Source organism: Pseudarthrobacter sp. MDT1-40-2 (assembly GCF_059383595.1).
The window spans coordinates 493,356-519,701 of sequence record NZ_JBWZCL010000001.1 but is presented as its reverse complement, the minus strand read 5'-3'; the positions used below and the strand labels follow the sequence as shown (position 1 = coordinate 519,701).

Genomic DNA, 26,346 nt, shown 5'->3' with positions numbered 1-26,346 from the left:
CCTTTGGCATTGGCCCTTGATAATCCTTGCGCCCGCTGCCTAAGGCGGAAGCATCAATGACGCAGACAATTGTGGCATCCTGGTCCTTGCTCTCGGGTGGCATACCTGTCCAAGAAGCTCAGCGAAGACCCTGGCAGGGCCCGGCTGCTCAAGGGTGCGAAACCGCACCGGGTGTTTGCTGCAATGGCGGTCTCTGTTGTGGTCTGTGTATTGTCTGCCGGTCTTTTGGTCGGCCTGCAGCAGGCTCAGCACGCCGAGATAGAAAAACTGAATGCGCTGACGGGTCAGCCGTGTTACGGAGCAAGAAGCCTCGATCCGAGAAGCGATTGTGCGGATCCATATGGCGCGGCGAAGGTGACCAATGTCGGAGTTGATGAAGCCCCGTGGTTCGATGCGCCCGAGTGCACACCGGCAAATGACCCGATCATCGTACAGAACCGTAAACTTCTGCATAATTGTGACTTCTCTGGCGGTGCACCGAATTCGCCTGAGGTATGGCTGGTGGGGGACTCGCACGCGGAGCAATGGAAGGCAGGCGTCTATGAGCTTGCAAAACTAAACAGGTGGAAGCTCAAGGAGCCCCTACTCGGGGGCTGCCCCTTCGTGGATGTTAAACGCAGCGCCTTCATGGGGGAGCCCACTACCGATCGCGGCCTCCAGGAGCGCTGTCTTGACTGGTCTGGTCAGCTGAACCAACGGATAGTCGACAGAGAACCGGACATTGTCTTCGTGTCATCTTTCGAGGCAGGCGAAGATATTGACGACGGCTCGAAGCGAACCCAGTCCGAGCAGTATCGTGACGCCGTCACAGCCCGGTTCTCAGCGTGGACGGCCTCCGGCACCACGGTGTACGTACTGCGCGACACCCCGTTGACTCTGGATCGAAGCGGACCGGAATGTGTTGCACTACATGCTTCTGATCCGCTCAGTTGTGCCAACAAGCGCGGGGAAGCTTTGGTGGCAGACCCCGTGGCGGAGGCAGCCCGGTCGATGAACTCAGCAAGGGTACGGTGGCGTCAAACGGTCATCACGGTTGGACGTGATCCTCGTAGTAGTTGGCTGTGGGTGGTGTCCACCACGCTAACAGGTATCCACCTACTTCACGACGTAGCCGGCGTCTTAGCCAAGTGCTCTTAGCCGCAGGCGTCAACCCGGTACAACTTGACCTTGCCGATTGATTTTTCAAGGGTCATCATGGGTGCGCTGTCGTCAGAAAGATCGCGAAGGCCAATAAAGGGCTCGTCACCGGGGACGACCTCAAAGTCGCCGAAGTCCAGTGCCCAATAGGCATTGAGATCCTTGATAATAGGGCAAACTTTGGTGTTGTAGGCCGCCTCGGCCCAATGGTCCAGAAGATATTGTTCATCCGGAGTCCTGTCCCCGAATATGTGGGGAGCTAGGGTTTGGCGATCCGATACCGCATAGGCCAAGGAGCCTCCGGTCCGGGGATTGGCGACTACCAAGCCGTCTTCCGGGACAATGTCCGCTAGAACATTGAGCATTTCAGTCTCATCCGTGGTCAACAGAAACGAATCCGGCCGCGTCTCAAAAATGGTGTTCAGGCGCTGCTGCACGTTCGATAACGTTCCACCCTGAGCCGCCGCGCCCAGTACCAGAACGGCGGCGACCGCAGCCGCGACGCCGGTGAACGACGGAAGCCGGCTGGCCACCGGCTTGAATACCTGCGGCAGCTTCCCGGAATCGGACTGCCCCTCCTGTACGAAGAAATCGCACGCTGCCCGGATTCTCCAGATCAACCACTGCGCTCCGATGACGGCCACGGGCAACGTGACGGCAGGCAGCAGGGCCGCCAGGCGAAAACTATCGTTGTACCAGACGCCAGTCCAGAAGGTCCGGAAGTTGCCCAACGTCCACGATGAAACGATCAGGTAGAGAACTCCGCCGATCGCATACATGCCCAGCACCCACCAGAACTGATCAAGCCGGCGGGCAACGACATAGATTCCAATGATGGTCAGAACCATCATTGCCCAGGCAGCAGTGGTGCCCATGGGTGCGCTTGCGATGATTTCACCGATGGCACGCGCGTTGGACTGAAAAGGCGTCCACGGTGCGGCCGCAAGGCTGGGCCGAATCTTTACCCAGAGGAAGACTGCCATCGCCAGGTATGCAACGACGAAGCCCGTCCACAGGAGGGCCGGCCGGGCAGATGTACCGTTGCGCCAGAATGTGGTCCAGGAGCGGATGCCCGCAGCAATAACAGGGGCGGCCCCGAATCCGACAAGGGCAACGACGGCGCTTGGATGGGCAAAGGCAAGGCCTGGCCCAACTGCAGCCAGAGCAAGGAGCGGGGGCCAGGCCGACGACGGCTTACTGCGGGATAAACCCAATGCTTCGATGCCAAGGCCCAAAGCTACCGGAAGTATGGCAATGGCTGCATGGTTGGGGTAGAGGACACCGAATGCAACCATGAGGTACGGAAAAGCGCTGAAACCCGCAGAAAGCACTCCGGCGCAAAGAATGGGCACCGCCCGGTTGCCGACAATACGGGTGACCAAAAAAATGCATGAAAGGGGCCAGATAACGGCGCCGATGATGATCGTGCCAACATTGACGACTTCCATCACGGATGCACCACCCAGCATCAAAACGAGTGCCATCAGATCATGCATGGCGGCAGGATAAAATCCGGCTGAGGCGTCTGTGAGGTTGCCCAGTGTCAGGGACGAGCCATTCTGCGTCTCAGCGATGTAGCGAACTGCGTTCAGGTGGTACACATTGTCAAAAGTCTGGGACAGGTTATCTGGATGGCCGAAGCCGCGCGCATAACGGTAGGTAATGATCAGAGCCGGAATACTCACAGCGAAGAGAACCAGGAGGGACCAATAGGGTTGCAGTCCCGCCCTGAGTGGAACGCGTTCGTTGCCTGCCAGGACACCGTGTGTTCCCTTTGCCGACGAAGGTGAGGGCCGACGGCGTTCCCAGAGGATCCGCACTGCGAAGACGCCGGCAGTAGCCAATCCTGAGGCTGCGAGGTAGCTGAACGGGTTATAGGGGACCTTTAGAAAAGCTAGGAGGGCAGCCAACACTGAGGCCACGGAGAAAGACACTGGCGCTGCCAGGGCCAAAAGGTTGATGCGGCGGACTCCGGCCGCACTCAGGATGGCCAACCCTGGGGCAAAAAAGATGAGAATCGTTCCCAGAAAAGTAGGGACGGTTTGCCACCAAATCATTGCCAAGTCTCCTCATAAGCCATTCGAACGGTTCAAGTATGCCTTGTTTTCTTGGGCCGGAGAGACGCGGGTGCAGCCGGACCGTGCAGTTAAGCAGCCCTTCGCTGTTGATATAGTTTGGCATCATGGTCACTTCGAATACTTCCGGCGTCCTCATCATCATGCCAGCTTGGAACGAGGCAGAGGTCATCGGAGATACCGTCCGGGAAGTCCTGAGGACGGTCAAGCACGATGTTCTGGTTGTTGACGATGGTTCCAAGGACGAGACAGCGCGCGTGGCGCACGAAGCAGGGGCCACGGTGCTCAAGCTTCCCTTCAACCTGGGCGTTGGCGGTGCCATGCGCACCGGCTTCAAGTACGCCATACGGCATGGATACAAGGCAGCAATTCAGGTCGACTCCGATGGTCAGCATGATCCGCTCGATATCGACCGCGTGATAGCTGGCCTGCAAAGAGCCGACATATCGATTGGCGCACGGTTTGCGGGGCGGGGAAGTTATGACGTTAAGGGTCCGCGGCGATGGGCCATGTCGGTCCTCGCCAAGGTCATTTCCAGGGTTGCGGGGACTGAGCTGACTGATGTGACGTCAGGCTTCCGGGCGGCCAACGAACGGGCGCTACATCAGTATATTGACCATTTTCCCGCGGAGTACCTTGGTGATACGATCGATTCTCTTGTGGTGGCCATCAAATCAGGGTGCACAGTGACTCAGGTGCCGGTCGAGATGAAAGTTCGCCAGGCGGGAACGCCTAGCACGGGTCCCGTGAAGTCCGCCATCTACCTGGCCCGTTCCGGGCTTGTTCTTTGCTTCGCGTTGGCGCGGCGGAAGACGCCCCATCCCCATACCATTGTCAGCCCCGAGCAGGGCTCCATAGCAGGCGAAGGCAGTATTCAATCATGAGCGTTGCGTCGGCATTGGTAATAGCCGTTGTCATGGTCGTCGCAGTCTTGCAGATGCTGCGACAGGGGAGACTTCGGGAGAAGTACACGGTCCTCTGGCTCGTGGTTGGTGGACTGACCATCGTGCTGGGACTCTTTCCCGGTCTCCTCGACTGGGCAGCGTCTGTAGTTGGCATCCGGGTGCCTGCCAACCTGCTTTTCGCCCTCGCTATTGTACTGCTGGTCGGCGTTGGACTTCACGTATCACGTGAGCTGACCATCCTCGAAGATGAGACCCGAATCCTTGCCGAAGAAGTTTCCATACTCCGCGGAGCGGTGGAGGCCCTTGAGCGTGCCGCTGCTGGAGCCAACACCACACATGTAGACGATCAGGCCGTAGAGAGCCGGTCCACACCGAAAGAAGACAATGACCATTGATGTGATGCTGCCCTATTACGGCGATGTGGCAATGATGAAAATCGCTGTCGATTCTGTTCTGCGGCAGTCCGACCGGGACTTCCGTTTGACCATCGTTGATGACGGCTACCCCGACGAGAATCTGCCGGCTTATTTCGCTGAACTGGTGGCCGGTGACGATCGTGTTCGATACCTCCGGAACGAAGTCAACCTCGGGGCAAACGGCAACTACCGAAAGTGCCTCGGCCTGGTCGAGCACGAGTTCACGGTCATCATGGGCGCCGATGATGTGATGTTGCCCAATTACATTGAGACTATTCGCCGGGGTTTCCGCGTCGAGGACGTGGACATCGTGCAGCCGGGCGTCGAGGTCATCGACGAAACCGGCGTTGTCTATTCTCCTCTCGGGGACAAGGTCAAGGACTTCCTGCGGCGGCGCATTGTAGGACAGAGTTCTGACGCAGTTCTTTCCGGGGAACCTGTGGCGCGCAGCCTTATTACTGGCGACTGGCTGTACTTCCCGTCCGTGGCCTGGCGTTCTGACGCCATCAAGAAGCACAGTTTTCGCGAGCAGTACAACGTGGTGCAAGATCTCGCACTGGCGATGGACATCATCATGGACGGGGGGAAGATGATGGTCATGGACACAGTCTGCTTCCAGTACCGCCGTCACCGCGAATCCGACTCGTCCGTCCAGGCGCTGGACGGACGCCGGTTTGCGGAGGAACGGGCGTTTTTCGATGTATCAGCACGCGATTTCAGCCGTCTGGGTTGGGACAAGGCAACCTCAGCGGCCAAGCTGCATGTCTCATCCAGATTGCATGCGATGAGCCTCGCTCCGAAGGTGGTTCAGAAGCGCATGTGGCCCGGCCTCCGGAAGCTCGCTGCACACGTAGTCCGGCCGTAGCGCCACCACATGACCGCTGAGCCAACTGAGGGCGTTTCCGGCACCACGAGGTTTCGGGCTACGATGCTCTACCTGGTCGGGTCCCTCGTTCAGGGCCTTGGCTTATTGCTGATCCAGCCGTTTGCCATCCGCGTACTAAACGCTGAGGAATGGGGACTCGTTTCCACGTCTGTGGTTACAGTCCAAGTGGTGGTTGTCCTGATCTCTGCAGGACTCCCGCTGGCCATTACCCGGCTGTGGTTCGATCCCATGAACGGGCGTTCACGCTCAAGGGGCATGTACGGCTTCCTGGCGTTGGCTGCCCTGTTCCTGGGCGTCCTGATGAGCGGCGGGGTGATTGTGGGAACTACCGTCTCGGGGTCGCGGGTGTCGTGGCCAATGGTGTTGGCGATGCTGGCGATCGGTCTCTTGGGGTCAGTCCTCGGTGCACAGGCTGTTCTTCGCGCCCAGAACAGGCCCCTGGCTTTCGTTGCCCTCAGTCTTATTTCATCGGTCGCGGCGAACCTTGCCGGTCTATGTGTCGTCCTGCTGACCACGCCGACAGCCACGGCATACCTCGCGGCGTACGTGGTCGTCGTAGCGGTGGCCGCTGCAGGTGCCGTTGTCCTCGTCCGACCAGTCCTGCCTTGGCGTGACGCCGGCACGCTTCGTGAGTCGGTCAGCATCGCTCTTCCCTTGCTCCCGCACACCGGCGCACTGATGCTGTTGACCCAAGGATCTGTGCTTCTCCTTGCAGCAATTTCGGGAGCAATCCCTGCTGGACAATTCGGGGCTGTCCTGATCTTCGTACTCGGACCCATGACGGTTCTTAATGCACTGAATAATGCATGGTCGACCCAGCTGATGGAAGCCGGCGCAGACAGGCTGCAAACTGTTCTCCGTTCGGTTGCAACAGAAGTTTTCCTAGCCTCTGCCGCGATCGGACTGCTGGCGTCCGCTGCTGCACCTGCGGGCAGCATTGTCCTCACCGTGGACCCGGACAGTCTGGCGCCCGTCGCCAGGGTTTTGCCTCTGGTTTCCATCGGCTATGGCCTTTTCCTGGTCGCCACCAACGTGGTTTATGTGCTGCAAAAGACCAGGTCTATGGCACTGGCAACGCCGGTAGTTTTGCTGATGTCCATGGCTGCTGCCGTACCCTTCGCGATTGCAAGGGATCTGGTCGGAATAGCCCTGGTCCAGGGTGCGGGCTTCCTCCTTCTCGGCGTCGTATATTGGCTGTTGGTACGGCGCGAAACGGCAGGCCTATGGCCTCTGAGGCTGTTCGGACTCCTCTTCGCCCTTCACACTGCTGCCGTTCTCCTGTTTGGCTTGCTCCCGGTCAACTTGATGTCAGGATTTTTGCAGATTGCCGCCGCAAGTGTCGTCTTTGCGTGTGTAGTTCTTATGTTCCGCGCGAAGGCAAGACGCCGCGTCCCGACTGCCTGACCATCCTGCCTGGACGGGCAGGATGGTCAGCCAGCAGCTGCCTGCGCGGCTGGTAGGTGTGAGCCTCATGACTTTGGATACACCACGGCTGTGGCGTCGTCTCGCCATTGCCCAATAACTGCGATGATCAGGCTACCTAAGCGATGCTGGCTCCGCGGCTGGCGGTCCAAGTGATTTTGCCCCTCTGGAACATCTGGAAGCACTCGCCGTTGGCGAGTCCACAGGTTTCGGCGCTAGTGGGGTAGCCCAGGACGCCGTTTTCGGCTCCTGTTTTGCGGTAGAGGTCCCGGATGCCGCCGGTGCGGCTGATGTGCGCTCCAGTTGCTGTGGACCAGAGGATTTCGCCGCGCTGGAAGGCCTGGTAGCAGCCGCCGTCGCGGATTCCGCAGATTTTTCCGTTGGTGGGGTAGCCCAGGACGCCGTTCTCGGCGCCTGACTGGCGGTACGCGGTTCGGATGGGTCCGTCGTCAGTCAGTTGGGCGCCCGAGGCAACGGACCACATGATCTCGCCCCGCTGGTAGGCCTGGTAGCAGCCGCCGTTGATGAGGCCACAGGTTTCGGCGCTGGTGGGGTAGCCCAGGACGCCGTTTTCGGCTCCTGTTTTGCGGTAGAGGTCCCGGATGCCGCCGGTGCGGCTGATGTGCGCTCCAGTTGCTGTGGACCAGAGGATTTCGCCGCGCTGGAAGGCCTGGTAGCAGCCGCCGTCGCGGATTCCGCAGATTTTTCCGTTGGTGGGGTAGCCCAGGACGCCGTTCTCGGCGCCTGACTGGCGGTACGCGGTTCGGATGGGTCCGTCGTCAGTCAGTTGGGCGCCCGAGGCAACGGACCACATGATCTCGCCCCGCTGGTAGGCCTGGTAGCAGCCGCCGTTGATGAGGCCACAGGTTTCGGCGCTGGTGGGGTAGCCCAGGACGCCGTTTTCGGCTCCTGTTTTGCGGTAGAGGTCCCGGATGCCGCCGGTGCTGCTGATGTGCGCTCCAGTTGCTGTGGACCAGAGAATTTCGCCGCGCTGGAAGGCCTGGTAGCAGCCGCCGTCGCGGATTCCGCAGATGACTCCGCTGGTGGGGTATCCGAGCTTTCCACCCTCAAACCCGGTGGAGCCCCAGGCGTCCCGAATTGGGCCGTTCAGGCTTGCATGGGCGCCGGTGTCAGGGTGCCAGCTCACCGCACCGCCAACGTAGCCCTGATAGCATCCACCGGCGGGCAATCCGCAGATTATCCCCGATGTCGGCTGCCCGAGGGCAGGCGTAGCAACCCGGACGTCCGCAATGGCCCTGGTCGCTGCTGGAGGCGTGCCATTCGCAGCGAAAGCAGTTAATGCGGCATGGTCTCCGTTCCAGATATTGGAATCACCGGCAAACGGACCAGTGCTGCTGTATTGCCACATGCTGAACTGGCGCCAGCTTGCAGGAAGAGTCCCTGGGGAGTTGCTCGGTGAGAACGGGTATGCGGCAATCCAAAGGGGGTAGTCGCTGTAGCCGGAGGCGTTACCCGTGCAACGTGTCCACCAGTCGGTGGTGCTGTAAATGACAGGCAGCCTGCCGGTGAGTGACCGGACAGTGTTGCCAAACTCCGAAATCCACGACCGCATCTGGTCGTGGGAGAGGTTGTAGCAGGTGTTGCCCGTTTCATAGCCGAGGTCAGTCCTGCCCTCATAGGGGTTGTACTCGATATCGAGTACCGGTGGCAGGGTCCAGCCATCGGCGCGCCAGCCGCCGCCGTTGGCCACAAAGTACCGGGCCTGGTCGGCGCCGGATGACCAGTTGGGGATAGCGAAGTGATAAGCGCCGCGGATCATGCCGACATTGCGGGAGCCGTTGTATTGCTGCGCGAAATTCGGGTTGACGTGGTAGTTCCCCTCCGTGGCCTTTACGTAGGCCCACCGTGACCCGTGGTTCCATTGACCCTGCCAGTCAACGTTCCCCTGGTGGCCGCTGACGTCCTGCCCAGCGACACCAATACTGGGACGCCAATGGTTAGGATCGGTGGCTACGGCAACCTGCCGGGGTACGGCCCTGCTTGCCGAACCGGGACCCATGGAGCCGGAGCCGGAAGAGCGCTTGGCGTCCAGGACGCGGGGCGAGCGCTGGCCCATTTCCGCACCTCCGGCCGGGATGGCCCGGCGCATGACTTCTTTCATATGCTCGGCAGCGCGGGAGTTCTCCCCGGGCATCGTCACTGTCCGTGGCTCAGGTCCGGAAGTACCTGAGGGTCGAGGCTCTGTGGCCTCTCGGGCGGGCGGCATGATCACCGGTGCCTGTTCGATGCCTTGTGTTGGCATGGATGTTGTGCTGGTGGCCGGCGAGGGAGCATGCACGTCAGGACCGAAACCTGGCGGCACGGTTGCCGCCGTGGTCAGCAGCGCTGTCAACGTCAGTGCCACCAGGGCTCTGATTCGAGGAATGCGAGATGGATATTCGGCTTTTGACTTGTTCATTATCCCATTCCGGTCCATACCGCCTTGTTGCGGCGATTGGAGGTTGGAGAGGAAACCGTCTCCCAACCTGCGCTGTCTATGACGCCCCCAAGAGCCACCTTCGTCCGGCCCACCATAACACTGCTGTGACTGGGGTTACCTATGGTACGGAAGATACTTTTGATGTATATGCAGCATTGTTACCAGGGAGCCTGGAGAGGAGCCGACGTAGCTTCTTCCCCGGACGTCGCAAGGGGAGCCATTAGCCGCGGACGTCATCATCGTGGGAGGAGACTCATCTGGTCAGCCGCTCGAGACGATCCCGCCTATCATAGGCTGGTGCGTCGATTCTCGAGATGGTCTTGGTTAGTGGGTTTGCTGGCACTTATCTATTCGGGGCTAGGGATATGGCGGCCAAGCTTATGGACGGACGAGGCTGCCACCTTCAGTGCGGTAAACCGTGATCTTTCTGAACTAAGTTCCATGCTCGGAACAGTCGATGCAGTCCATGGCGCCTACTACTACTTCATGTTCGCCTGGACGGGTCTGTTTGGACACTCGGAACTGTCCCTGCGCTTGCCCAGCCTTTTAGCCATAGCGGTGTCTGCCGTATTGCTGGCCGAATTGGGGCGGAAGGTCGGATCGACTCGTTTCGGTGTACTGGCCGCAGCTTTCCTTGTCCTGCTGCCCAGAACGCAGTACGTCGCGACCGATGCCCGGTCATACGCCCTGACCGTCTTGGGCGCCGTGGCAGCGACGTACGTTTTGGTCTCCCTTCGTCAGGGAGGACGTGCACGGCTATGGGCAGCGTACGCGGCCATCGGCTGCATTCTGGTGAGTTTGTCCTTCTACTGCATCCTGCTCCTTGCCGTGCACGCTGTTGCAGCTGTCTGGGACCCGACGCTGCGCACGCGGCTGAAGGCGATGGCCTTGGCCTCGATTGCCTGGCTGGTGCCGGCGGGATACATCGTCTCGGTTGCCAGCCAACAGCAGTTTCAAATTGCCTGGATCAGGGACGTCGGGCCTGCGTTCCCCTTCGAACTGGCGTTTCTGCAGTTCTTTGCAGACGGCTACTTCACCGTGGAAACGCACGTTGTGCCGGTGCCGACGCCGGGGGAAGACTTTTCGATGGTCGTGCTGAGCGTCCTGTTATGGATTGCCGCCGGGCTAGGTGCGCTACTGGGCAGACGGCACTTCATAACAAAGGTGGCGCTTCTGTGGTTAGTGATTCCCATATCTGCAGTCATCGGAGGGTCGCTTCTGACCGGGGGAAATTACTACCTTCCCCGCTACTTGTCATTCGTGCTTCCGGCGCTGGCTCTTTTGGCAGCAGCCCCGGCCATAGCGCCGCCTCAATCAACGGGCAAAGCCGGGGCATTGCGACTGGCTCCTCCTGTGTTGGCGGCCGTGTGTCTCCTGGTCAGCCTTCCCTCGTATATAGGACAACGCACCGAATACGGACGCGATCCCGAGGATGATTTTCGGGCCATTGCCAATTCTGTTGAGAGGCTCGGTGAGCCTGGTGATGGATTGGTAATGGACGTGGAAACCGATCTGGCCTATCAGGCTTATCCTGAACGCTTCGAAGGGCTTGAGGACATCACCCGAATTCAAACAGCAGCCCAATGGAATCGGATTTTCAACCAACGTGGTGACGTGGCGGACTTCAAGGAGCGGATTCTGGTTCATGCCACGGTCATCCTGGTCGAGAAATCTGACACAACCGAGATGGCTGATTCTCTCCACGCGCTTGGGTATACGCCCGTGGACAGCGCGCAAGGCCCTTCAACCCGCGTTACTAAATTCGCCAAGGAATAAAAGAGCGGTGGGACGAGCAGTGTTTCAGTATCTCAAGAACAGCATTGCCATTGGGTTGCTTCTTCTGACTGCTGCTGGATGTTCGGCCCCGGAACCCGGCGTACCTATGAATACTTCTCCGGCGGTCCTAAGGTCCGAATCGCCACCGTCCGCGGAAATCGTGAAGCCCCGGACTCTCACCGAGTCGGTGGCATTGCTGGTCGACGGAAGCAGGCCATGGAACGCCCTTGTGCTGGGAGATTCCACCGGCGACGAGGTCGGCGAATTTCCGTACGTTGCGGCTGAAGACCTCGGCCCCATGTTCAGCCGCCCGGTAGCTGTACACCAGTGGATGGACGGTCGGGGGTATGCGGAAACCGTCGACGTCGCAGGACCTGAAAACGCTCCCGTCAATATCTGGAACGGCTCGGTCGCGGGCAGTGTGGGAAGTTACGCGGCCGCGAACCTGGAGGCGATGGCGCCGGCCAGCCCGGACCTCGTAATTGTCAATTTCGGCCACAACTACTCTGGACCCGAGCAAGCAGAAGCGGATATTTCCAGTCTGCTGACGCTCATCGACGACAAGCTGGGGACCCCGCCGGTACTCATTGTGCTTCAAAATCCGCACCACCCGGAGACGGAGTCCACTCGCGCTATCAGCGACAGGATCAGAAGCATGGCCGAGGCGGGCGGCTACGAAGTTGTAGATGTGTACCGCGCGTTCAAGGACGCCGGCGGATATGCCGCGTTGTTGAGCGATACGCTTCATCCGAACAAGGAAGGCAGCGATGTGTGGGCCAAGGCGCTGGTGGAGAAGTTGTCCTCGTCTTAGGTGCTCCGATCCGTGATGGGTCTTGACGGCTGCAGAGATTTGCGGCAGCAGGCAATGACTTATCCACATCGTGCTACTTGTGACTTTGTCGTTCGCCTGCCGATCCCTAAGCTGTTGCCCAGTTGCGTTGTAAGAAGGCACCACGTATTGGGGAAAACATGGATGCGGTACGCATTGTTGAGGACGAAGTTCGTGAGCTGATCCGGCGTCGCGGGCTGGATCCTACAAGGCAGCACGGCGAGGTGCGGCGCTTGGTTGAGGACGCCATCCACGACTACGACGAACGCGCGTTGCTGGGACCGCTGCCTCCGCTCGGTCCATTGGACGCGGCCCGTCGGTTCGTGTTCGATTCTGTGGCCGGGTACGGGCCCCTCCAACCACTGCTCGACGATCCGAGCATCGAGGAAATCTGGATCAACGCCCCCAACGAGATTTTTGTGGCCAGGAATGGTGAATCCGAGCTCACCTCACTGAACCTGACGGATCAGCAGGTCCGGGACCTCATCGAGCGCATGCTGAAGAGTTCGGGTCGCCGCCTGGACATGTCGTCACCTTTTGTAGACGCCGCGCTCCCGGACGGCTCCAGGCTTCACGTCGTCATCCCGGATGTGACCCGCAAGCACTGGGCCGTGAACATCCGGAAATTCGTGGTGAAGGCCAGTCGCCTCGAGCACCTGGTGGAGCTCGGCACTCTGACACCGCAATCCGCGCGTTTTCTCGGCGCCGCCGTCGCCAGCGGTCTCAATATCCTCGTCTCCGGAGCCACCCAGGCTGGTAAGACCACTATGCTCAATTGCCTGGCCGCGAGCATAGGCAGCCGCGAGCGGGTGGTCACCGTTGAAGAGATCTTTGAGCTCCAGTTCCCGCTCAGGGACGTGGTGGGACTCCAGTGCCGTCAACCGAACCTTGAAGGTGAAGGTGAGATTCCGCTGCGCCGCCTGGTCAAGGAAGCCCTTCGCATGCGGCCGGACCGCCTCGTAGTGGGAGAGGTCCGCGAAGCCGAAAGCCTGGACATGCTGATCGCCCTTAACAGTGGCCTGCCGGGAATGTGTACCGTCCACGCAAACTCCGCCCACGACGCGGTAACCAAGATTTGTACCCTCCCGCTGCTGGCCGGCGAGAACATTTCGAGTGCTTTCGTAGTTCCCACCGTCGCTTCTTGCATCGACCTCGTCGTTCACTGCAGCCGTTCAGCCAACGGGCGACGCCAGGTAACCGAGATCCTGTCACTGGGAAGGCGGGTGGAGAACGGCATTATTGAGTCTTCCATGGTGTTCGCTGTCGAAGACGGTCAGTTGGCCGCGAAGCCCAATTCCATGCCGTCATCGGAGAAGTTCGCCCGTGCCGGTTACGACGTAGCCGCCCTCTTGGAACGCCACTGATGGCGCCGCTCCTGGGCATCCTCGCCGGTGCCGGGTTGTTCCTGATCTGGTGGTCGTTCTGGGAAAGCCCGGCCAAGCCCAAGCGCGCTCCACGGAGCAGCCGAATTCAGGACCTGCTCCTGTCGGCTGGAATCGACCGTGTCAGTCCAGCCGGACTGGTGGTGTCCTGCCTCGGCTTGGGCATGTTCGTTGCCTTGATTTTTTTCGCCTTCAGCCGGTCCTGGCCAATGTCCGGATGTTTCGGATTGTTTGGCGGTTACCTCCCCATCGCGGTCATTCGGTGGCGTGCCCGCAAACGTGCCGCCGTGCTAAGGGAGCTATGGCCCGACGTCGTCGATCACCTTCGATCTGCGATCCGCGCCGGCCTTGCCCTTCCGGAAGCGCTGATCCAGTTAGGAGACAACGGTCCGGAGGAACTGCGTCCGGTGTTCCGGGACTTCGGGGCGGACTACCGGTCCGGCGGGCGCTTTGACGCAGCATTGGATGCCCTCAAGCAGCGACTGGCCGATCCGGTCGCTGACCGTATTGTCGAAGCCCTGCGCCTTACCCGGGAAGTCGGCGGCTCGGACCTTGGCAAGCTTCTGGGTGTGCTCGCGGAGTTCCTGCGTGAGAACTCTCGCACCAGAAGCGAACTGGAAGCAAGGCAGTCCTGGACGATCAACGCTGCGCGCCTGGCAGTGGCCGCACCGTGGATTGTGATGCTGCTGCTCGCCACCAGGCCCGAGGCAGTGGCCGCCTACAACTCAGCGCTCGGGGCAGTGGTGCTGCTTGGTGGCCTTGCTGTTTCCCTTGTCTGCTATGCGATCATGCTCCGCATCGGCGCCCTGCCCCAGGAAGAAAGGGTCCTGCGTTGACGGCAATGATGGCCGCGGCTCTTGCCTGCGGCCTTGTCCTCGGTATCGGACTGTGGCTGATCCTTGCCCGGCTGCCTTTCATGCGGCCTGTCAGCCTGACGGAGCGGATCGAACCGCAGCTCAAGTCCCAGAATCTCGAGTCCCGGCTCCTCCGTCCCGGCGTGCAGAACGTAACGCCCTTCGGGCCCCTGGAAAGAATCATGCGTCCGCTCATCAGGGACGGCGTCGCCGCACTGGGCAAATTCAATCTTGGCTCGCGGGCGCTGTCCCGGCGCCTCGCGCAGGCAGGCATCAACAAGTCCTCCTACGATTTCCGTGCCGAACAACTTCTCTGGGGTGTTGCAGGTTTTGTCATCAGCATGGCACTGGTCATTCTCGGCGCCGTTGCCGGCAGATTCAGCCTGCTCCTGGCCGTGACGGTGGTCTTGGGTGGCGCGTTGGGCGGATTCCTGGGCCGCGACTACTGGCTTGGAATGCAAGTCCGACGGCGCGAGGCGCGGATGATGGCTGAATTTCCCAGCCTGGCCGAACTGATGGCCTTGGCTGTTGGCGCGGGGGAGAGCGCTGCCGGTGCCATGGAGCGGGTATGCCGCAGCGCCCACGGCGAACTCTCGAAGGAGTTCGGCAAGGTGCTCGCCGAAACCCGGGCCGGCAAACCCTTGGTTGAAGCACTGCAGGGGTTTTCTGCACGGACGGATCTGGGCCCGTTGATCCGCTTCGTCGACGGGATGGTGGTGGCAGTGGAGCGAGGCACACCGTTGGCTGATGTCCTTCGCGCGCAGGCCCAGGACGTACGTGACATCGCGAAACGGGACCTCATGGAATCCGCAGGCAAGAAAGAGATTGCCATGATGGTTCCGCTGGTCTTCGGCGTACTGCCCCTCACCGTCATTTTTGCTGTTTTCCCCGGTCTCGCTGCCATCAGCGTAGGGCTGTGATTTGGACACCACCGCCGGCTGCTCCCCAACCACGAATATCAAGAATCAACGGAAGGTACTGACATGAAAATTGGAATACAGCTGATGGCATTCGTTCTCGCCTCACAGGACGCGGCTTTTTCTGCTGCGGCCGGCGTTGCCAACCGCCTGCGTGCGCGAAAAGGGGAACACCCCGAACGCGGAGATGTACCGGGCTGGGTCATGATCACCCTGATGTCTGCGGTCCTGGTTGCCGGCCTGCTCGCCATTGCAGGCCCTGCCCTTGAAACCATGTTCACCGACGCCATGGGCAGGGTCGGCAAGTAGGACATGATGCGCGACGCCGGTGGGGCGCCTGGCGGTCCTGTCTGCAACGGACAGGAACGCGGATCTGCCGTGGTGGACTTTGTGATGGTCGGTGCCCTGTTGACTGCGTTCTTTCTCGCCATCATCCAGCTGACGCTGGTACTCCATGTCCGCAACACCCTCATCGACGCCGCATCGTCCGGTGCACGATACGGAACCTTGGCCGACCGTACCGCCGGTGATGCGGAAGAACGCGCGGCTATGCTGATCAGTACAGCGCTGAACCCCAATTTTGCCCAGGACATCTCCACCTCCGAAGTGACCTATAAAGGCTTCAGGACTCTGGAGGTTACGGTCCGGGCACCTCTTCCGGTCATTGGTTTCATCGGCCCCCAGGACATGCTGGAGGTGACTGGCCATGCTGCAATCCAGCCCTAAGGCACTCGCGCTCGTGCATCGCCTTCAGGATGCAGCCAGCCCGGACAGCGTCGGGTCGAACGAAAACCCGAACTGCAACGGAGAACAGGGGAGTGCCGTCGTCGAATTTACTTTCCTGGCCTTGCTCCTGATGGTCCCATTGGTCTATTTCATCGTCACCATGGGCCAGATCCAAGGAGGCGCCTTCGCGGTGGTCGGGGCAGCAGACCAGGCGGCGAAGGTCTTTGTGGCACATGAGGATCCGGCGGCAGGGGCACTCGCGGCGGAGCAGGCGGCCGTTCTCGCCCTCGCGGACTTCGGCCATGACGCCGGGCGCGCCCAGGTGGTGGCGAGCTGTGACTCCGGTGATTGCACCACGGCCGGCTCCGCTGTGACCGTTACTGTCCGGCTCGACATCGACCTGCCGTTTCTCCCGTTTGGCGAATTGGGCATCCACGCCACCGAGGTGGACGCTTCTGCCACCCAGCTGATTGGCCGCTACCGATGAGCGAGGACAAAGCAAACAAGGGCGAAGCAATCCCCAGCGAGGACGGCCAGATTATGGTGATGATCATTGGCTACGTGACGCTTGCCTTGTTGGTGGCCACCGTGGTGATCGGAATCTCCAGCGTCTACATCGAACACAAGCGGTTGCTGTCAGTGGCCGACGGCGCCTCGCTGGCTGCGGCTGACAGTTACACTCTGGGGCAACTGGACTCGGCCGGGGGAACGCCCACGGCAGTCCTGCACAGTGAGCGGGTCAGGAACGTCGCTGCCGACTACCTCGCCAGGAACCCGGCGTCGCAGCGTTTTGACAGGTTTTCCATCGTCGACTCCACCGGCAGCCCGGACGGTTCAACAGCCGTGGTTGTGCTGGCCGCAGCTGTCCACCCGCCCATAGTTAACTTCCTGGTGCCCGACGGAATCATGATCGAGGCAACCTCCACCGCCCGGTCCCGGCTTCTGCAATAAACGCGGGCTGTCAACGTCCAGCAGCGGGCTGGGTGATTGGAGCCAGGCATCGCTGCAGCTTTAGCTAGTAGGTATTCCGCTAAACCCATGTCGAAGGTCGCTATGTCGGGCACATTCAGCCAAAAATCGCACGACCTGCCGATGGGAGCCGCCGGAAGGGGCTAATGTTGCCTCTGAATACCAGGCGCCGGACGGTCTCCCGGAACGCCCAACTACAGCTGGGGAAACGTGAAAAAACTTGCTGCACCCTCATTCGTCGGCATTCTCTGCGCCTTGGCGCTGGTCTCCTCCTCTGCAGCTGCGGGCGGTCATTCGCTGCAATCGCCGGCCGGAAAGCCGGTGCAAACCGTCAGCCCGTTGGGTGCGGCGTCTGCTTCGCCAGCATTGAACGATGGCGGAGCAACGGCTGGCGCGGAGACCGGCAACGAAGCAGTTCCTGCTCCGTCCGTGGACCCGGACAACTTACCGGCGGAGAAAGCCCCCCAACCTTCCAGCGCACCTGTGACTGAACCCGGAGACGGCACACCGCCGGAAGCGGAAACATTGCCATCCACTGATTCGGCCGGTACAGCGGCAGCTGAGGTTCTTTCGATTCCCCCGCTTCAGGCTCCCGACGCGGAACTGGAACCGGCGCCCGGCAGCCTCGCCGAACCGGATCCGGAGCCGACGGCGTTGCGCACCGAGGCGCTGATCCAGGACAGCAACGCGGCAGCCATCCTCACCGTTTTCAATGCGATCAACGAGTACCGTGTTTCCCGCGGCCTGGCCAAGGTGAAGTACAACGCGACGGTGGCCGGCATGGCGCAGGAGTGGTCCGACAGCATCGCCAGCCGCGAGGTGATCGAGCACCGTGCAAATTTCTGGCAGGACCCCCGCGCGCTCAGCCCAAACAACGGCGCCGGTGAAGTCATCGCGATCCGCACGGACCGTGATGCCGCAATGCTCGTGGAGTGGTGGAAGGGATCACCGGGTCACAACGCCATGCTGCTGGATCCGCGGTTCAACGTCATGGGTGCAGGCATCACCTACACCGACCGTCTTTACCAGTTCTGGGGGGTGGTTAACTTTTTCGGTTACACCACGCTCCCTTCCGGAACTACCGATTCACCCGGCGGCAGTTCCACCGGCGGCGGCGCCCTGCCGGCTTCGCCGCCGACCATGTGCGACGCCTCCGCCAAGCACATGCCTCCTACGCTGGACCTGTCCTCAGCAGCCATCACAGGCCCAGGCGACCTGGTCACGGTGGACTCCGCCGGACAGGTCATGAACCGTCCCTCAGCGGGTGGGCGCACCTACGGCGCCCCAAGAATTATCGGCGCCGGTTTTTCCGGAGCCAAGGAAGTCTTCACGCTCGACTGGGACCGCGACGGTGCCTATGATCTCCTGACCCAGTGGACCAACGGCAACCTGACCCTCCACCGCGGCATCGCCGCAGGCGGATTCCACACACCCGTTACGTTGGGCAGCGGCGGTTGGAACACGCTGACTTTGGCGGCGGGCACCTGGTGTGCCAACAACCGGATGCCGCAGATCCTCGCCCTTGACGCCAACGGAAACCTCTTCCTGTACGCCAACAAGGGCCTGGGTGACCTCGCGGCCAGGGTGACAGTTGCCACCGGGCTCACGGCGGCCAGGCTGTCCATGGTTGATTATGACGCGGACGGCTTCCAGGATCTTCTGGGCCTGCGCACCGACGGGTCGGTACAGTTTTACCGCGGCCGGGGAACCACGGCGTTGCACGTCGCATCGCCTCCCACTGTCGGCACTGGCTGGGGTGACGTCACCGGCATTAAGTCGTTGCGGGACGTCACGGGATTGAACTCCACCGGACTTGCGCTCCGCCGGGCACAGGACACCGTTCAGTACTGGGACCTGACCAGCGGCTGGCTGGCCGCGCCGTCCAACATTGCGGGGTCCTGGGCCGGGTCAAGGCTGGCCCAGTAAACGGGATATTCCGCCGCTCCCGGTTCCTGCATCAAGCATTGGTAATGTCCGCCGTCAGGGTGTCCTGACATGATGACGTAGGCTTAAACGACCATGGCCACTATTGATTTTTCTGCACAAATACGCGCCCTCCGCGCTACCTACACGTCGATCGAAAACGTCACCAACGTTGAAGCACTGAAGGAAGACATCGCTGAGCTCAGCGAACGGGCGGGCGAGCCGGACCTCTGGGATGACCCCGCAGCGGCGCAGATCATCACCTCGCGGCTGTCCCACCGCCAGTCCGAACTGGAGCGGCTCACCACGCTGGCCTCGCGGATTGACGATCTTGAAGTGCTCGTGGAACTGGGCCAGGACGAAGATGACGCCGACTCCATGGGGGAGGCCGCCGTCGAGCTTGAATCCATCCGCAAGTCCCTCAAGGAACTTGAAGTGGTCACCCTGCTGTCTGGTGAATTCGATGAGCGCGAGGCAGTGGTTTCCATCCGTGCCGGCGCCGGGGGCGTTGACGCGGCGGACTTTGCCGAGATGCTGATGCGGATGTACTTGCGCTGGGCCGAACGCCATGGGTATCCCACAACGGTCATGGACACGTCCTATGCCGAAGAAGCCGGGCTGAAGTCCGCCACCTTCGAAGTCAAGGCCCCTTACGCCTATGGAACGCTGAGTGTTGAAGCCGGCACCCACCGGTTGGTCCGCATCAGCCCCTTCGACAACCAGGGCCGCCGCCAGACCTCCTTCGCCGCCGTCGAAGTCATCCCGCTGATCGCGCAGACGGACCACATCGACATCCCGGACAACGAAATCCGCGTTGACGTGTTCCGGTCCTCCGGCCCAGGCGGGCAGTCAGTCAACACCACCGACTCCGCCGTGCGCCTCACGCACATTCCCACCGGAACGGTGGTGTCCATGCAGAACGAGAAATCCCAACTGCAGAACCGTGCCGCCGCCCTGCGCGTCCTTCAGTCCCGCCTCCTGATCCTGAAAAAGGAGGAAGAAGACGCGCAGAAGAAGGCTCTGGCCGGTGACGTGAAGGCGTCCTGGGGCGACCAGATGCGCTCCTACGTCCTTAACCCGTACCAGATGGTCAAGGACCTGCGCACCGAACACGAGGTGGGCAACACTTCCGCAGTGTTCGACGGCGAAATCGACGACTTTATTGACGCCGGCATCCGCTGGCGTACTGACAACCGCAACGCAGCGGAGTAGAACGGAACAGCTGCCTACCCGGTAGGTACAATCCGCGACACGCGGGCGCTGGCCCAAGGTTTCGGCAGTGCCGCTGCGTATAGTCGAGGTGCCGGAGCCCTACTTCCCCCCAAACGAAAGCCCGCGCACCGGTTGCAGGTCTGGGCTGAATCAGCTTTCCTGCAGGGTCTATAGGGCCATGATCCGATTCGAAAATGTCACCAAGGTGTACGACCAGAAGGCGCGCCCCGCGCTGGACGCCGTCACCCTTGAAATCGACCGCGGAGAATTCGCGTTCCTCGTGGGCGCGTCCGGCTCCGGCAAGTCCACCTTCCTGCGCCTCGTCCTGAAAGAGGACCGCGCCTCTTCAGGTGCCGTCTACGTCGCCGGCCAGAATGTTGCCAGGATTTCCAGCTGGCGGGTGCCGCGCCTTCGCCGCGGGATCGGCGTCGTTTTCCAGGATTTCAGGCTCCTTCCGCAGAAAAACGTCTTCGCAAATGTCGCTTTCGCCATGCAGGTGATCGGCAAAAGCCGCAGCGTCATTCGGGACACTGTTCCTGAAGTGCTCAAGACTGTAGGCCTCGAGGGCAAGGAACACCGGATGCCGCACGAGCTCTCCGGCGGTGAGCAACAGCGCGTGGCCATTGCCCGCGCCATCGTTAACCGGCCTGGCATCCTGCTTGCTGATGAGCCCACCGGAAACCTGGACCCCACCACGTCTTTGGGAATCATGAAGGTACTGGACAAGATCAACCAGAACGGCACCACCGTGGTGATGGCCACCCACGATGACGACATCGTCAACACCATGCGCAAGCGTGTGGTGGAACTGCAGAACGGCCGGATTATCCGCGACGAGGCCCGGGCGCTCTACACCTCAATGATTCCGGTTGTGCAGACGTCTGCCGCAGGGGAGGCAAGGCCATGAGGCTCGCGTTCATCCTCGGTGAGATCGGCAGCGGGCTTCGCCGCAACCTCTCCATGGTGGTTTCCGTCATCCTGGTCACCTTTGTGTCCCTGACGTTCGTCGGGGCCGCGGGGATGCTGCAGCTGCAGATCAATCAGATGAAGGGCTACTGGTACGACAAAGTCCAGGTAGCTATTTTCCTCTGCAGCGACGGTTCGACGGCGGCAGGTTGCGCCACCGGGCCGGTCACCGATGAACAGCGGGACAATCTGCAGACTCTGCTGGAGTCGCCGGCGGTCAGCCAGTACGTCAACAACTTCGCGTTCGAGTCCCAGGAAGACGCCTACAAGCACTTCAAGGAACAGTTCTCCAATTCGCCGATTGTGGATTCGGTGACTCCTGACCAGTTGCCGTCATCTTTCCGGATCAACATGCAGGATCCTGAGAAGTACCAAATCATCAGCGAAACCTTCTCGTCGCAGCCGGGCGTTGAGACTGTCATCGATCAGCGCCAGCTCCTGGAACGGCTGTTCTCAGCCATGAATGCTGCTTCGCTCGTCGCAGTGATCATTGCCGGTGTCATGATCGTCTGTGCCATCCTCCTGATCGCCACCACCATCCGGCTTTCTGCCTTCAGCCGCCGCCGTGAAACCGGGATCATGCGGCTGGTGGGTGCCTCAAAGACCGTGATCCAGTTGCCGTTCATCCTCGAAGGTGTCATTGCAGCTGTCATTGGCGCCGCTTTGGCCTCCGTTACCCTGTGGGCTGTGGCGCATTTCTTCCTGGGAGAGTTCCTGTCCAGGCAGTACCCGGATACCGCCTTCATTTCCCCGGCCCAGACACTGATTCTGACCCCGGCTCTGCTGATCCTTGGCGCAGGGCTGGCCGGCATCTCGTCCCTGCTGACGCTGCGCAAGTACCTGAGGGTGTAGCGCGTGCCTACCAGCGAAGGATTTTTCATGACCCCCAAAACCCCGAAGAAATCACTTCTGCGCACTTCGCGCCGTGCGACGGCATTCACCAGTGGCCTGCTTGCGCTGGTTCTGACAGCCAGCCTGGCAGCGTCGGCGCCCATGGCCTTCGCGGATGAACTGGAGGACCGTAAGGCTGCGCTGGAGGCAGAGGCCACGCGTGTCCAGCAATCCCTTGAGTTTGTTGACGCGAGCATTGCCAAGGCCGCCGGCGAGCTGGTGCTGTACCAGGGACAGTTGCCGGGCGCGCAGCAGGCGCTGCTGGACGCCCAGGGCCGGGTTGCCTCGGCAGTAAAGGAATCCGAAGCGCTGGCCGCCCGGGTGAACCTTGCCCAACAGAACCGTGCCAAGATCGCCGGGCAGCTGGAATCCGACAACCAGAAGATTGCAGAAACCAAAAAGCTGATCGGCCAGATCGCCACCCAGGCCTATAAGTCCGGCGGCGTTCCATCGAATCTGGCCCTCTTCTTCGGCTCCGAAAACGGTGGCAGCCTCACGGACACGATCGACCTCGCAGACCAGGCGATGCGCAGCCAGAATGCGGCAATGGACAAGCTGGCCCAGCAGAGTGCCACCAACGTTAACTCCCAGGCGAGGCTTGAGGCCGTTGAGACTGAGATCAAGGACCTGAAGGCGAAGGCAGATGAGGCTCTGGTCCGGGAAAAGGCAGCGCGTGACGAAGCTGCGGCACAAAAGGCCCATGTAGACCAGCTCATTGCAGACACCACCCGGCTGAACAGCGAGCTCCAGGCGGCGAAGCCCGTCATCCAGGGCCAGTTGGCTGCGGTTGAGGCGAGCCAGAATGCACTGGCGGCGGAAATCGCTGAACGGGACCGCAAGCTGCGCGAAGCGTGGGAAGCTGAGCAGCGCCGGCAGGCCGAGGCGGCTGCGGCCGCAGCCCGCGCACAAGCTGAACAACAGGGCCGGCCGGCACCACCGGTCCAGCCCTTTGTTCCCGTCCAGGGTTCACCCTCCGCCTTCGGCCTGCAACATCCCTTTGCCAGCAATGTCCCGATTACTTCAGGTTTCGGTTGGCGCGCAACGCCACCGGGCAGCATCGATTTCTACGGTACTGGCGGCTATGTCCACACCGGCATCGACTTCGGGGCACCCTGTGGTACCCCCGTTTATGCGGCTGCCGCCGGTGAGGTGTTCTCCTCCGGCTGGAGCTCCGCGGACGGTGGTGGCTGGCGGGTAAAGCTCTCCCACGGAGTGGTGCAAGGGAACTCGCTCACCACCATCACCTATCACAACTCCAGCATTGTGGTCTCCAACGGCCAGCAGGTGGCCCAGGGCCAGCTGATCGCCTACTCGGGGAACACCGGCAACTCCACCGGCTGCCACGCCCACTTCGAAACCTGGCTGAACGGCGCAGCGGTGGACCCGATGCAGCTGCTTTAGGCCAGCGCGCCGGCTGCCGTACACTGGTATGATCCTTCGCCAATCGGCGAAGCCGACGTAATTTCCGGATTGAGGAGTTTCACCGTGCCCAAAGAAAGTGGCCGGAAAGTTGTGGCCACCAACCGCAAGGCCCGGCACGACTACCATGTGATGGACACCTACGAGGCCGGCATTGCCTTGATGGGGACCGAAGTGAAGTCGCTCCGCGAGGGACACGCCTCGATGGTCGATGGCTTCTGCACCTTCTACAACGATGAGTTGTGGATGGAAGGCGTCCATATTCCTGAATACAACCAGGGGAGCTGGACCAATCATGCCGCGCGCCGCCGTCGCAAGCTCCTGCTCCACCGTGAGGAACTGACCAAGATCTCGCACAAAACCCGGGAATCAGGCTTCACCATCGTTCCGTTGCAGCTGTACTTCGTCGATGGCCGAGCCAAGGTGGAAATTGGCGTGGCCCGCGGTAAGCGTGAATACGACAAGCGCCAGACGCTGCGCGAGCAGCAGGACAAGCGCGAAGCTCTCCGCGTGATGCGCGAGCGGAACCGCGGCTAAGCACAGAGGCCAGGGCAGGCTTTTCGGGAATGAATCCTGAAAAGCATGCGCTACACTAAGTAGTCCGGAAGGGAACCGGAGGAGCTTGCTCCCCCGACCCGCCCGGGAGATGCCTGGCAACAGGCTTATTGGTAACAAAATACGGGGATGATCGGTTTCGACGATGTTAGTCGCGACAGGTGAAGCGGGCCGAGGATGCAGAATTATCTCGTAAACGCTGTCTGCAAAAAAATAATCGCCAATTCAAAACGCGATGACTTTGCTCTTGCTGCCTAAGCAGTAAGACAGTCCGTCAGCCCGAGGTTGCTATTGCCCCGGATGCTGGCGTCATTTAGATAGCCACTGCTGTTTACCCCCGTCATCGGGGTGAACGGGACTCTTAGATGACTGGGCCTGGATCAGCCAATTGTTCGCAAGATGGCTGGGGCCGAGAAAATCCAACGCGAACTGCGCCCGGAGAAGCCCTGACAACACGACATCGGACGGGGGTTCAATTCCCCCCATCTCCACAAAGCTACCCCTGGATCCCAGTGATCCAGGGGTTTCTTTTTGCCCGGCCAGTTTACGGGCTTCATCGAGTCCCGGGGTGCCGAAACAGCTGCCCGGCGGGAGCAGTGGGGCTAGGGGAGCTACGGGCCAGGCGCTCCAGCAGCCCGTCCAAAGTTCCCAGCGCTACCTTGGAACTTCGACGTCTACGATTCCCACAAAACGGCTGCCCACGCCGTCAAACTCGCTGCGAACAGAGCCTGGCTGCAAGGCCGGAAGGTCCTGCGGCGAGTGGTGCTCACAGATGATATAAGTGAACTCCGGCCACCACTTCTTGGGCCGGGCCGCCTCTGAATAGCCGCAGACAGTACAGGTCAGGTGAACCCAGACGGGGCGTTTGCCGGTACGGTTTGCCCGCGACTGGACCAGCCACGCCGGGGGGTTGTTGAACAATTCGTCCAGTTCCTCACGGCTCACCCGCGGGGGGACTCCATGGCGGTGGGCCATTTCCAGGGGAATATCGAGGGCAATAGCCACGTCACGTCTGCTGATCATCACCATCAACCATACGGGAGTCCAGGCTGTGCGCGGGCCGTGGGCTGCATTGCGCTGAACGGTAAGGCTCAACCCACCAGTGCCATGCCTGCTGCCGCTGCACAGAAACCCAACACCAGGTTGGCGGCAACGTTCATTACAGCCGCACCGTATCTGCACTCGCCGAACAGCCTGACCGTGGCGGTTGTCCAGGAACTGAAAGTGGTCAAACCGCCGGCCAGCCCCGCTGCCAGCCCGGACTGCCACTCGCTCGGGGGTAACGCAGCAGTACCTCCCAGAGCCATCCCGATCACCACACAGCCCGTTACATTCACAACGAGAGTTGCCCATGGCCAGTGCCGCGGAGCGGTTTTTCCGTCCGGACGCGAAACCGGCGCGGGTCCTGCCGTACGGTTCGCAAACCAACTGTCGACGGCGAAACGCAATAATGCGCCCAGCATGCCCAGGGCACCCACCAGGACAGCTGCCGTCATCTTGTGCTTCCGTCCGTCCGGAGCATGCCGCCGGGCACTGCGTGGCCGATCCGCCAACCGGCTGCAGCCGCGCCGAGGCCCAGAACCAGCGACAGTCCCAGGTACCCGAACATGGGCAGGTAGGCGCCGCTCAATGCGAGCGAGTTAAAGGTGTAGGCGACTGCGGAAAAGGTGGTGAAGGATCCCAAAAGCCCAGGGCCGAGCCCGGCCCGGAGCCAGAACGAGGTGTGGGGCCGGGCCATCCACAAGGTGGTGAAGAACGCCAGGACAAAGCTGCCCGACACATTTATCACCAGCGTTGTCCAGGGGATGGTGCCCGCCTGCTCTGGAAACAACAGGCCCAGTCCATAGCGGAGTTCGGTGCCTGCGATGCCGCCCGCCGCTACCGCCAGCCATGCCTTAGGTGGTGGCCAGCGGCCGGGAATCACCCTGCCGTCCCCACCAGGCAGCCCTGATGGGGCGCATCGCTGTGTACCCAAAGCGCAGAGGCAACTTCCTCAGGGAGGTCGAAATCGCGGTATTCCCCGCGGCTGCCGATTCGGACTATCAAGGCACCGCCGAACGGTTTCCGGCCCACCACCTCGACGTCGGAATCGAGGTTGATGTTTTCGGCTGCCAGGTAACGGAGCAACTCCGGGTTGTCGTCGCTGATCCGGGTGATCCGGCCGCTATGACCGGCATCAAGTTCATTCATCAAGAGAGCCTTGGGCATCCTGACAACCCCGTCGGCGCCGGGAATGGGATCCCCATGGGGATCCCGGTCCGGGTTGCCCAGTTTGGCCGCCATGCGCTCAATGAAAGTGTCAGAGACAGCGTGTTCCAGATGCTCAGCTTCGTCGTGGACCTCGTCCCAGCTGTAGCCCAGCTCGCGGACCAGGTAGGTTTCGATCAGCCGGTGCCGTCGGACCATGGACAAAGCAAGCCGCAGGCCTTCCCCGGTGAGGGTGATAGCGCTGTACGGTTGGTGGTCCACCAGGCCCTGGTCCTTGAGTTTGCGGACCATCTCCGAAACCGAGGAGTTGGCTACGCCCAGCCGCTGTGCCAGCTGGGAGGATGTGATGGGCTTGTCCTGCCATTCGGTAAAGGAGTAGATAACCTTGACGTAGTCCTCGATGGACGATGACGGCGCGGTGGGCTTCACGGGATCAAG

26 protein-coding genes and 1 other RNA gene are annotated in these 26,346 nt (G+C 61.1%); 21 read left to right on the top strand and 6 right to left on the bottom strand.

The window, feature by feature from the left end; genetic code table 11:
• The first annotated feature begins 96 nt into the window (after positions 1-96).
• Positions 97-1,137: an SGNH hydrolase domain-containing protein gene (locus AC50X5_RS02455; RefSeq protein ID WP_494974564.1), complete on the top strand. Its 1,041-nt coding sequence runs from the start codon at positions 97-99 to the stop codon at positions 1,135-1,137.
• On the opposite strand, the gene AC50X5_RS02450 is transcribed toward AC50X5_RS02455, so the two are convergent.
• Complete coding sequence (locus tag AC50X5_RS02450; protein WP_494974563.1) at positions 1,134-3,194, bottom strand: DUF6541 family protein; 2,061 nt, start codon at positions 3,192-3,194, stop codon at positions 1,134-1,136. The two genes, AC50X5_RS02455 and AC50X5_RS02450, sit on opposite strands and share 4 nt — an antisense overlap.
• A 125-nt stretch (positions 3,195-3,319) precedes the next feature.
• Here AC50X5_RS02450 and AC50X5_RS02445 point away from each other — a divergent pair, with 125 nt between their 5' ends.
• Genes AC50X5_RS02445 through AC50X5_RS02430 form a run of 4 tightly spaced genes read left to right on the top strand, consistent with a single transcriptional unit; the run spans position 3,320 to position 6,823 of the window.
• Positions 3,320-4,096, top strand: coding sequence for a glycosyltransferase family 2 protein (locus AC50X5_RS02445; protein ID WP_494974562.1), 777 nt, complete (start codon positions 3,320-3,322; stop codon positions 4,094-4,096).
• Positions 4,093-4,512 (top strand): DUF2304 domain-containing protein, encoded by a 420-nt coding sequence (locus tag AC50X5_RS02440; protein WP_494974561.1) that lies wholly within the window; start codon positions 4,093-4,095, stop codon positions 4,510-4,512. The genes AC50X5_RS02445 and AC50X5_RS02440 overlap by 4 nt, the downstream gene beginning before the upstream one ends.
• The gene (locus AC50X5_RS02435; protein ID WP_494974560.1) at positions 4,502-5,398 is read left to right on the top strand and encodes a glycosyltransferase family 2 protein; all 897 of its coding nucleotides are present in this window, start codon (positions 4,502-4,504) and stop codon (positions 5,396-5,398) included. Before AC50X5_RS02440 ends, AC50X5_RS02435 begins: the two co-directional genes overlap by 11 nt.
• A gap of 9 nt (positions 5,399-5,407) precedes the next feature.
• Positions 5,408-6,823, top strand: coding sequence for a lipopolysaccharide biosynthesis protein (locus AC50X5_RS02430; protein WP_494974559.1), 1,416 nt, complete (start codon positions 5,408-5,410; stop codon positions 6,821-6,823).
• Positions 6,824-6,959: 136 nt separating this feature from the next.
• On the opposite strand, the gene AC50X5_RS02425 is transcribed toward AC50X5_RS02430, so the two are convergent.
• Complete coding sequence (locus AC50X5_RS02425; RefSeq protein ID WP_494975210.1) at positions 6,960-8,996, bottom strand: GH25 family lysozyme; 2,037 nt, start codon at positions 8,994-8,996, stop codon at positions 6,960-6,962.
• A 726-nt stretch (positions 8,997-9,722) separates the two neighbouring features.
• Here AC50X5_RS02425 and AC50X5_RS02420 point away from each other — a divergent pair.
• The 16 genes from AC50X5_RS02420 (at position 9,723) to ssrA (ending at position 24,194) form a co-directional block, all read left to right on the top strand.
• On the top strand, positions 9,723-11,057 hold the full coding sequence (locus AC50X5_RS02420) for a glycosyltransferase family 39 protein (RefSeq protein WP_494974558.1): 1,335 nt from the start codon (positions 9,723-9,725) through the stop codon (positions 11,055-11,057).
• Positions 11,058-11,217: 160 nt separating this feature from the next.
• Positions 11,218-11,868: an SGNH/GDSL hydrolase family protein gene (locus tag AC50X5_RS02415; protein ID WP_494974557.1), complete on the top strand. Its 651-nt coding sequence runs from the start codon at positions 11,218-11,220 to the stop codon at positions 11,866-11,868.
• A 158-nt stretch (positions 11,869-12,026) separates the two neighbouring features.
• Positions 12,027-13,250: a TadA family conjugal transfer-associated ATPase gene (locus tag AC50X5_RS02410; RefSeq protein ID WP_494974556.1), complete on the top strand. Its 1,224-nt coding sequence runs from the start codon at positions 12,027-12,029 to the stop codon at positions 13,248-13,250.
• Positions 13,250-14,104 carry a type II secretion system F family protein gene (locus tag AC50X5_RS02405; RefSeq protein WP_494974555.1) on the top strand — a complete coding sequence of 285 codons (855 nt, stop codon included), beginning with the start codon at positions 13,250-13,252 and terminating at the stop codon, positions 14,102-14,104. Before AC50X5_RS02410 ends, AC50X5_RS02405 begins: the two co-directional genes overlap by 1 nt.
• Positions 14,101-15,042 (top strand): type II secretion system F family protein, encoded by a 942-nt coding sequence (locus tag AC50X5_RS02400; protein WP_494974554.1) that lies wholly within the window; start codon positions 14,101-14,103, stop codon positions 15,040-15,042. The genes AC50X5_RS02405 and AC50X5_RS02400 overlap by 4 nt, the downstream gene beginning before the upstream one ends.
• 63 nt (positions 15,043-15,105) lie before the next feature.
• Entirely contained in the window at positions 15,106-15,348 is a 243-nt protein-coding gene (locus AC50X5_RS02395; protein ID WP_494974553.1) for a hypothetical protein, read from the top strand.
• 3 nt (positions 15,349-15,351) lie between these two features.
• Positions 15,352-15,765 carry a TadE/TadG family type IV pilus assembly protein gene (locus tag AC50X5_RS02390; RefSeq protein ID WP_494974552.1) on the top strand — a complete coding sequence of 138 codons (414 nt, stop codon included), beginning with the start codon at positions 15,352-15,354 and terminating at the stop codon, positions 15,763-15,765.
• On the top strand, positions 15,746-16,252 hold the full coding sequence (locus tag AC50X5_RS02385; protein ID WP_494974551.1) for a hypothetical protein: 507 nt from the start codon (positions 15,746-15,748) through the stop codon (positions 16,250-16,252). The genes AC50X5_RS02390 and AC50X5_RS02385 overlap by 20 nt, the downstream gene beginning before the upstream one ends.
• Positions 16,249-16,716: a Tad domain-containing protein gene (locus AC50X5_RS02380; RefSeq protein WP_494974550.1), complete on the top strand. Its 468-nt coding sequence runs from the start codon at positions 16,249-16,251 to the stop codon at positions 16,714-16,716. Before AC50X5_RS02385 ends, AC50X5_RS02380 begins: the two co-directional genes overlap by 4 nt.
• A 228-nt stretch (positions 16,717-16,944) precedes the next feature.
• Positions 16,945-18,660 (top strand): CAP domain-containing protein, encoded by a 1,716-nt coding sequence (locus AC50X5_RS02375; protein WP_494974549.1) that lies wholly within the window; start codon positions 16,945-16,947, stop codon positions 18,658-18,660.
• A 93-nt stretch (positions 18,661-18,753) separates the two neighbouring features.
• Positions 18,754-19,869, top strand: a complete 1,116-nt coding sequence (gene prfB / locus AC50X5_RS02370; protein WP_493984520.1) for a peptide chain release factor 2 — start codon at positions 18,754-18,756, stop codon at positions 19,867-19,869.
• 178 nt (positions 19,870-20,047) lie between these two features.
• A complete protein-coding gene (gene ftsE / locus AC50X5_RS02365) occupies positions 20,048-20,776 on the top strand; it encodes a cell division ATP-binding protein FtsE (protein ID WP_494974548.1) in 729 nt (242 codons plus the stop codon).
• Positions 20,773-21,687: a permease-like cell division protein FtsX gene (ftsX, locus tag AC50X5_RS02360; protein ID WP_494974547.1), complete on the top strand. Its 915-nt coding sequence runs from the start codon at positions 20,773-20,775 to the stop codon at positions 21,685-21,687. Before ftsE ends, ftsX begins: the two co-directional genes overlap by 4 nt.
• Positions 21,688-21,714: 27 nt before the next feature.
• Positions 21,715-23,127, top strand: coding sequence for a peptidoglycan DD-metalloendopeptidase family protein (locus AC50X5_RS02355; RefSeq protein WP_494974546.1), 1,413 nt, complete (start codon positions 21,715-21,717; stop codon positions 23,125-23,127).
• Between the two features lie 84 nt (positions 23,128-23,211).
• Entirely contained in the window at positions 23,212-23,682 is a 471-nt protein-coding gene (gene smpB / locus AC50X5_RS02350; protein ID WP_494974545.1) for an SsrA-binding protein SmpB, read from the top strand.
• A 143-nt stretch (positions 23,683-23,825) separates the two neighbouring features.
• Positions 23,826-24,194, top strand: a transfer-messenger RNA (tmRNA) gene (ssrA, locus tag AC50X5_RS02345).
• Positions 24,195-24,354: 160 nt separating this feature from the next.
• On the opposite strand, the gene AC50X5_RS02340 is transcribed toward ssrA, so the two are convergent.
• From AC50X5_RS02340 to AC50X5_RS02325, 4 genes are all read right to left on the bottom strand, one after another.
• Positions 24,355-24,723 (bottom strand): hypothetical protein, encoded by a 369-nt coding sequence (locus AC50X5_RS02340; protein WP_494975209.1) that lies wholly within the window; start codon positions 24,721-24,723, stop codon positions 24,355-24,357.
• A 68-nt stretch (positions 24,724-24,791) separates the two neighbouring features.
• Positions 24,792-25,196, bottom strand: a complete 405-nt coding sequence (locus AC50X5_RS02335; RefSeq protein ID WP_494974544.1) for a fluoride efflux transporter FluC — start codon at positions 25,194-25,196, stop codon at positions 24,792-24,794.
• The gene (locus tag AC50X5_RS02330) at positions 25,193-25,621 is read right to left on the bottom strand and encodes a fluoride efflux transporter FluC (RefSeq protein WP_494975208.1); all 429 of its coding nucleotides are present in this window, start codon (positions 25,619-25,621) and stop codon (positions 25,193-25,195) included. Before AC50X5_RS02330 ends, AC50X5_RS02335 begins: the two co-directional genes overlap by 4 nt.
• Positions 25,621-26,337, bottom strand: coding sequence for a metal-dependent transcriptional regulator (locus AC50X5_RS02325; protein WP_494974543.1), 717 nt, complete (start codon positions 26,335-26,337; stop codon positions 25,621-25,623). The genes AC50X5_RS02330 and AC50X5_RS02325 overlap by 1 nt, the downstream gene beginning before the upstream one ends.
• Between the last annotated feature and the right edge of the window lie 9 nt (positions 26,338-26,346).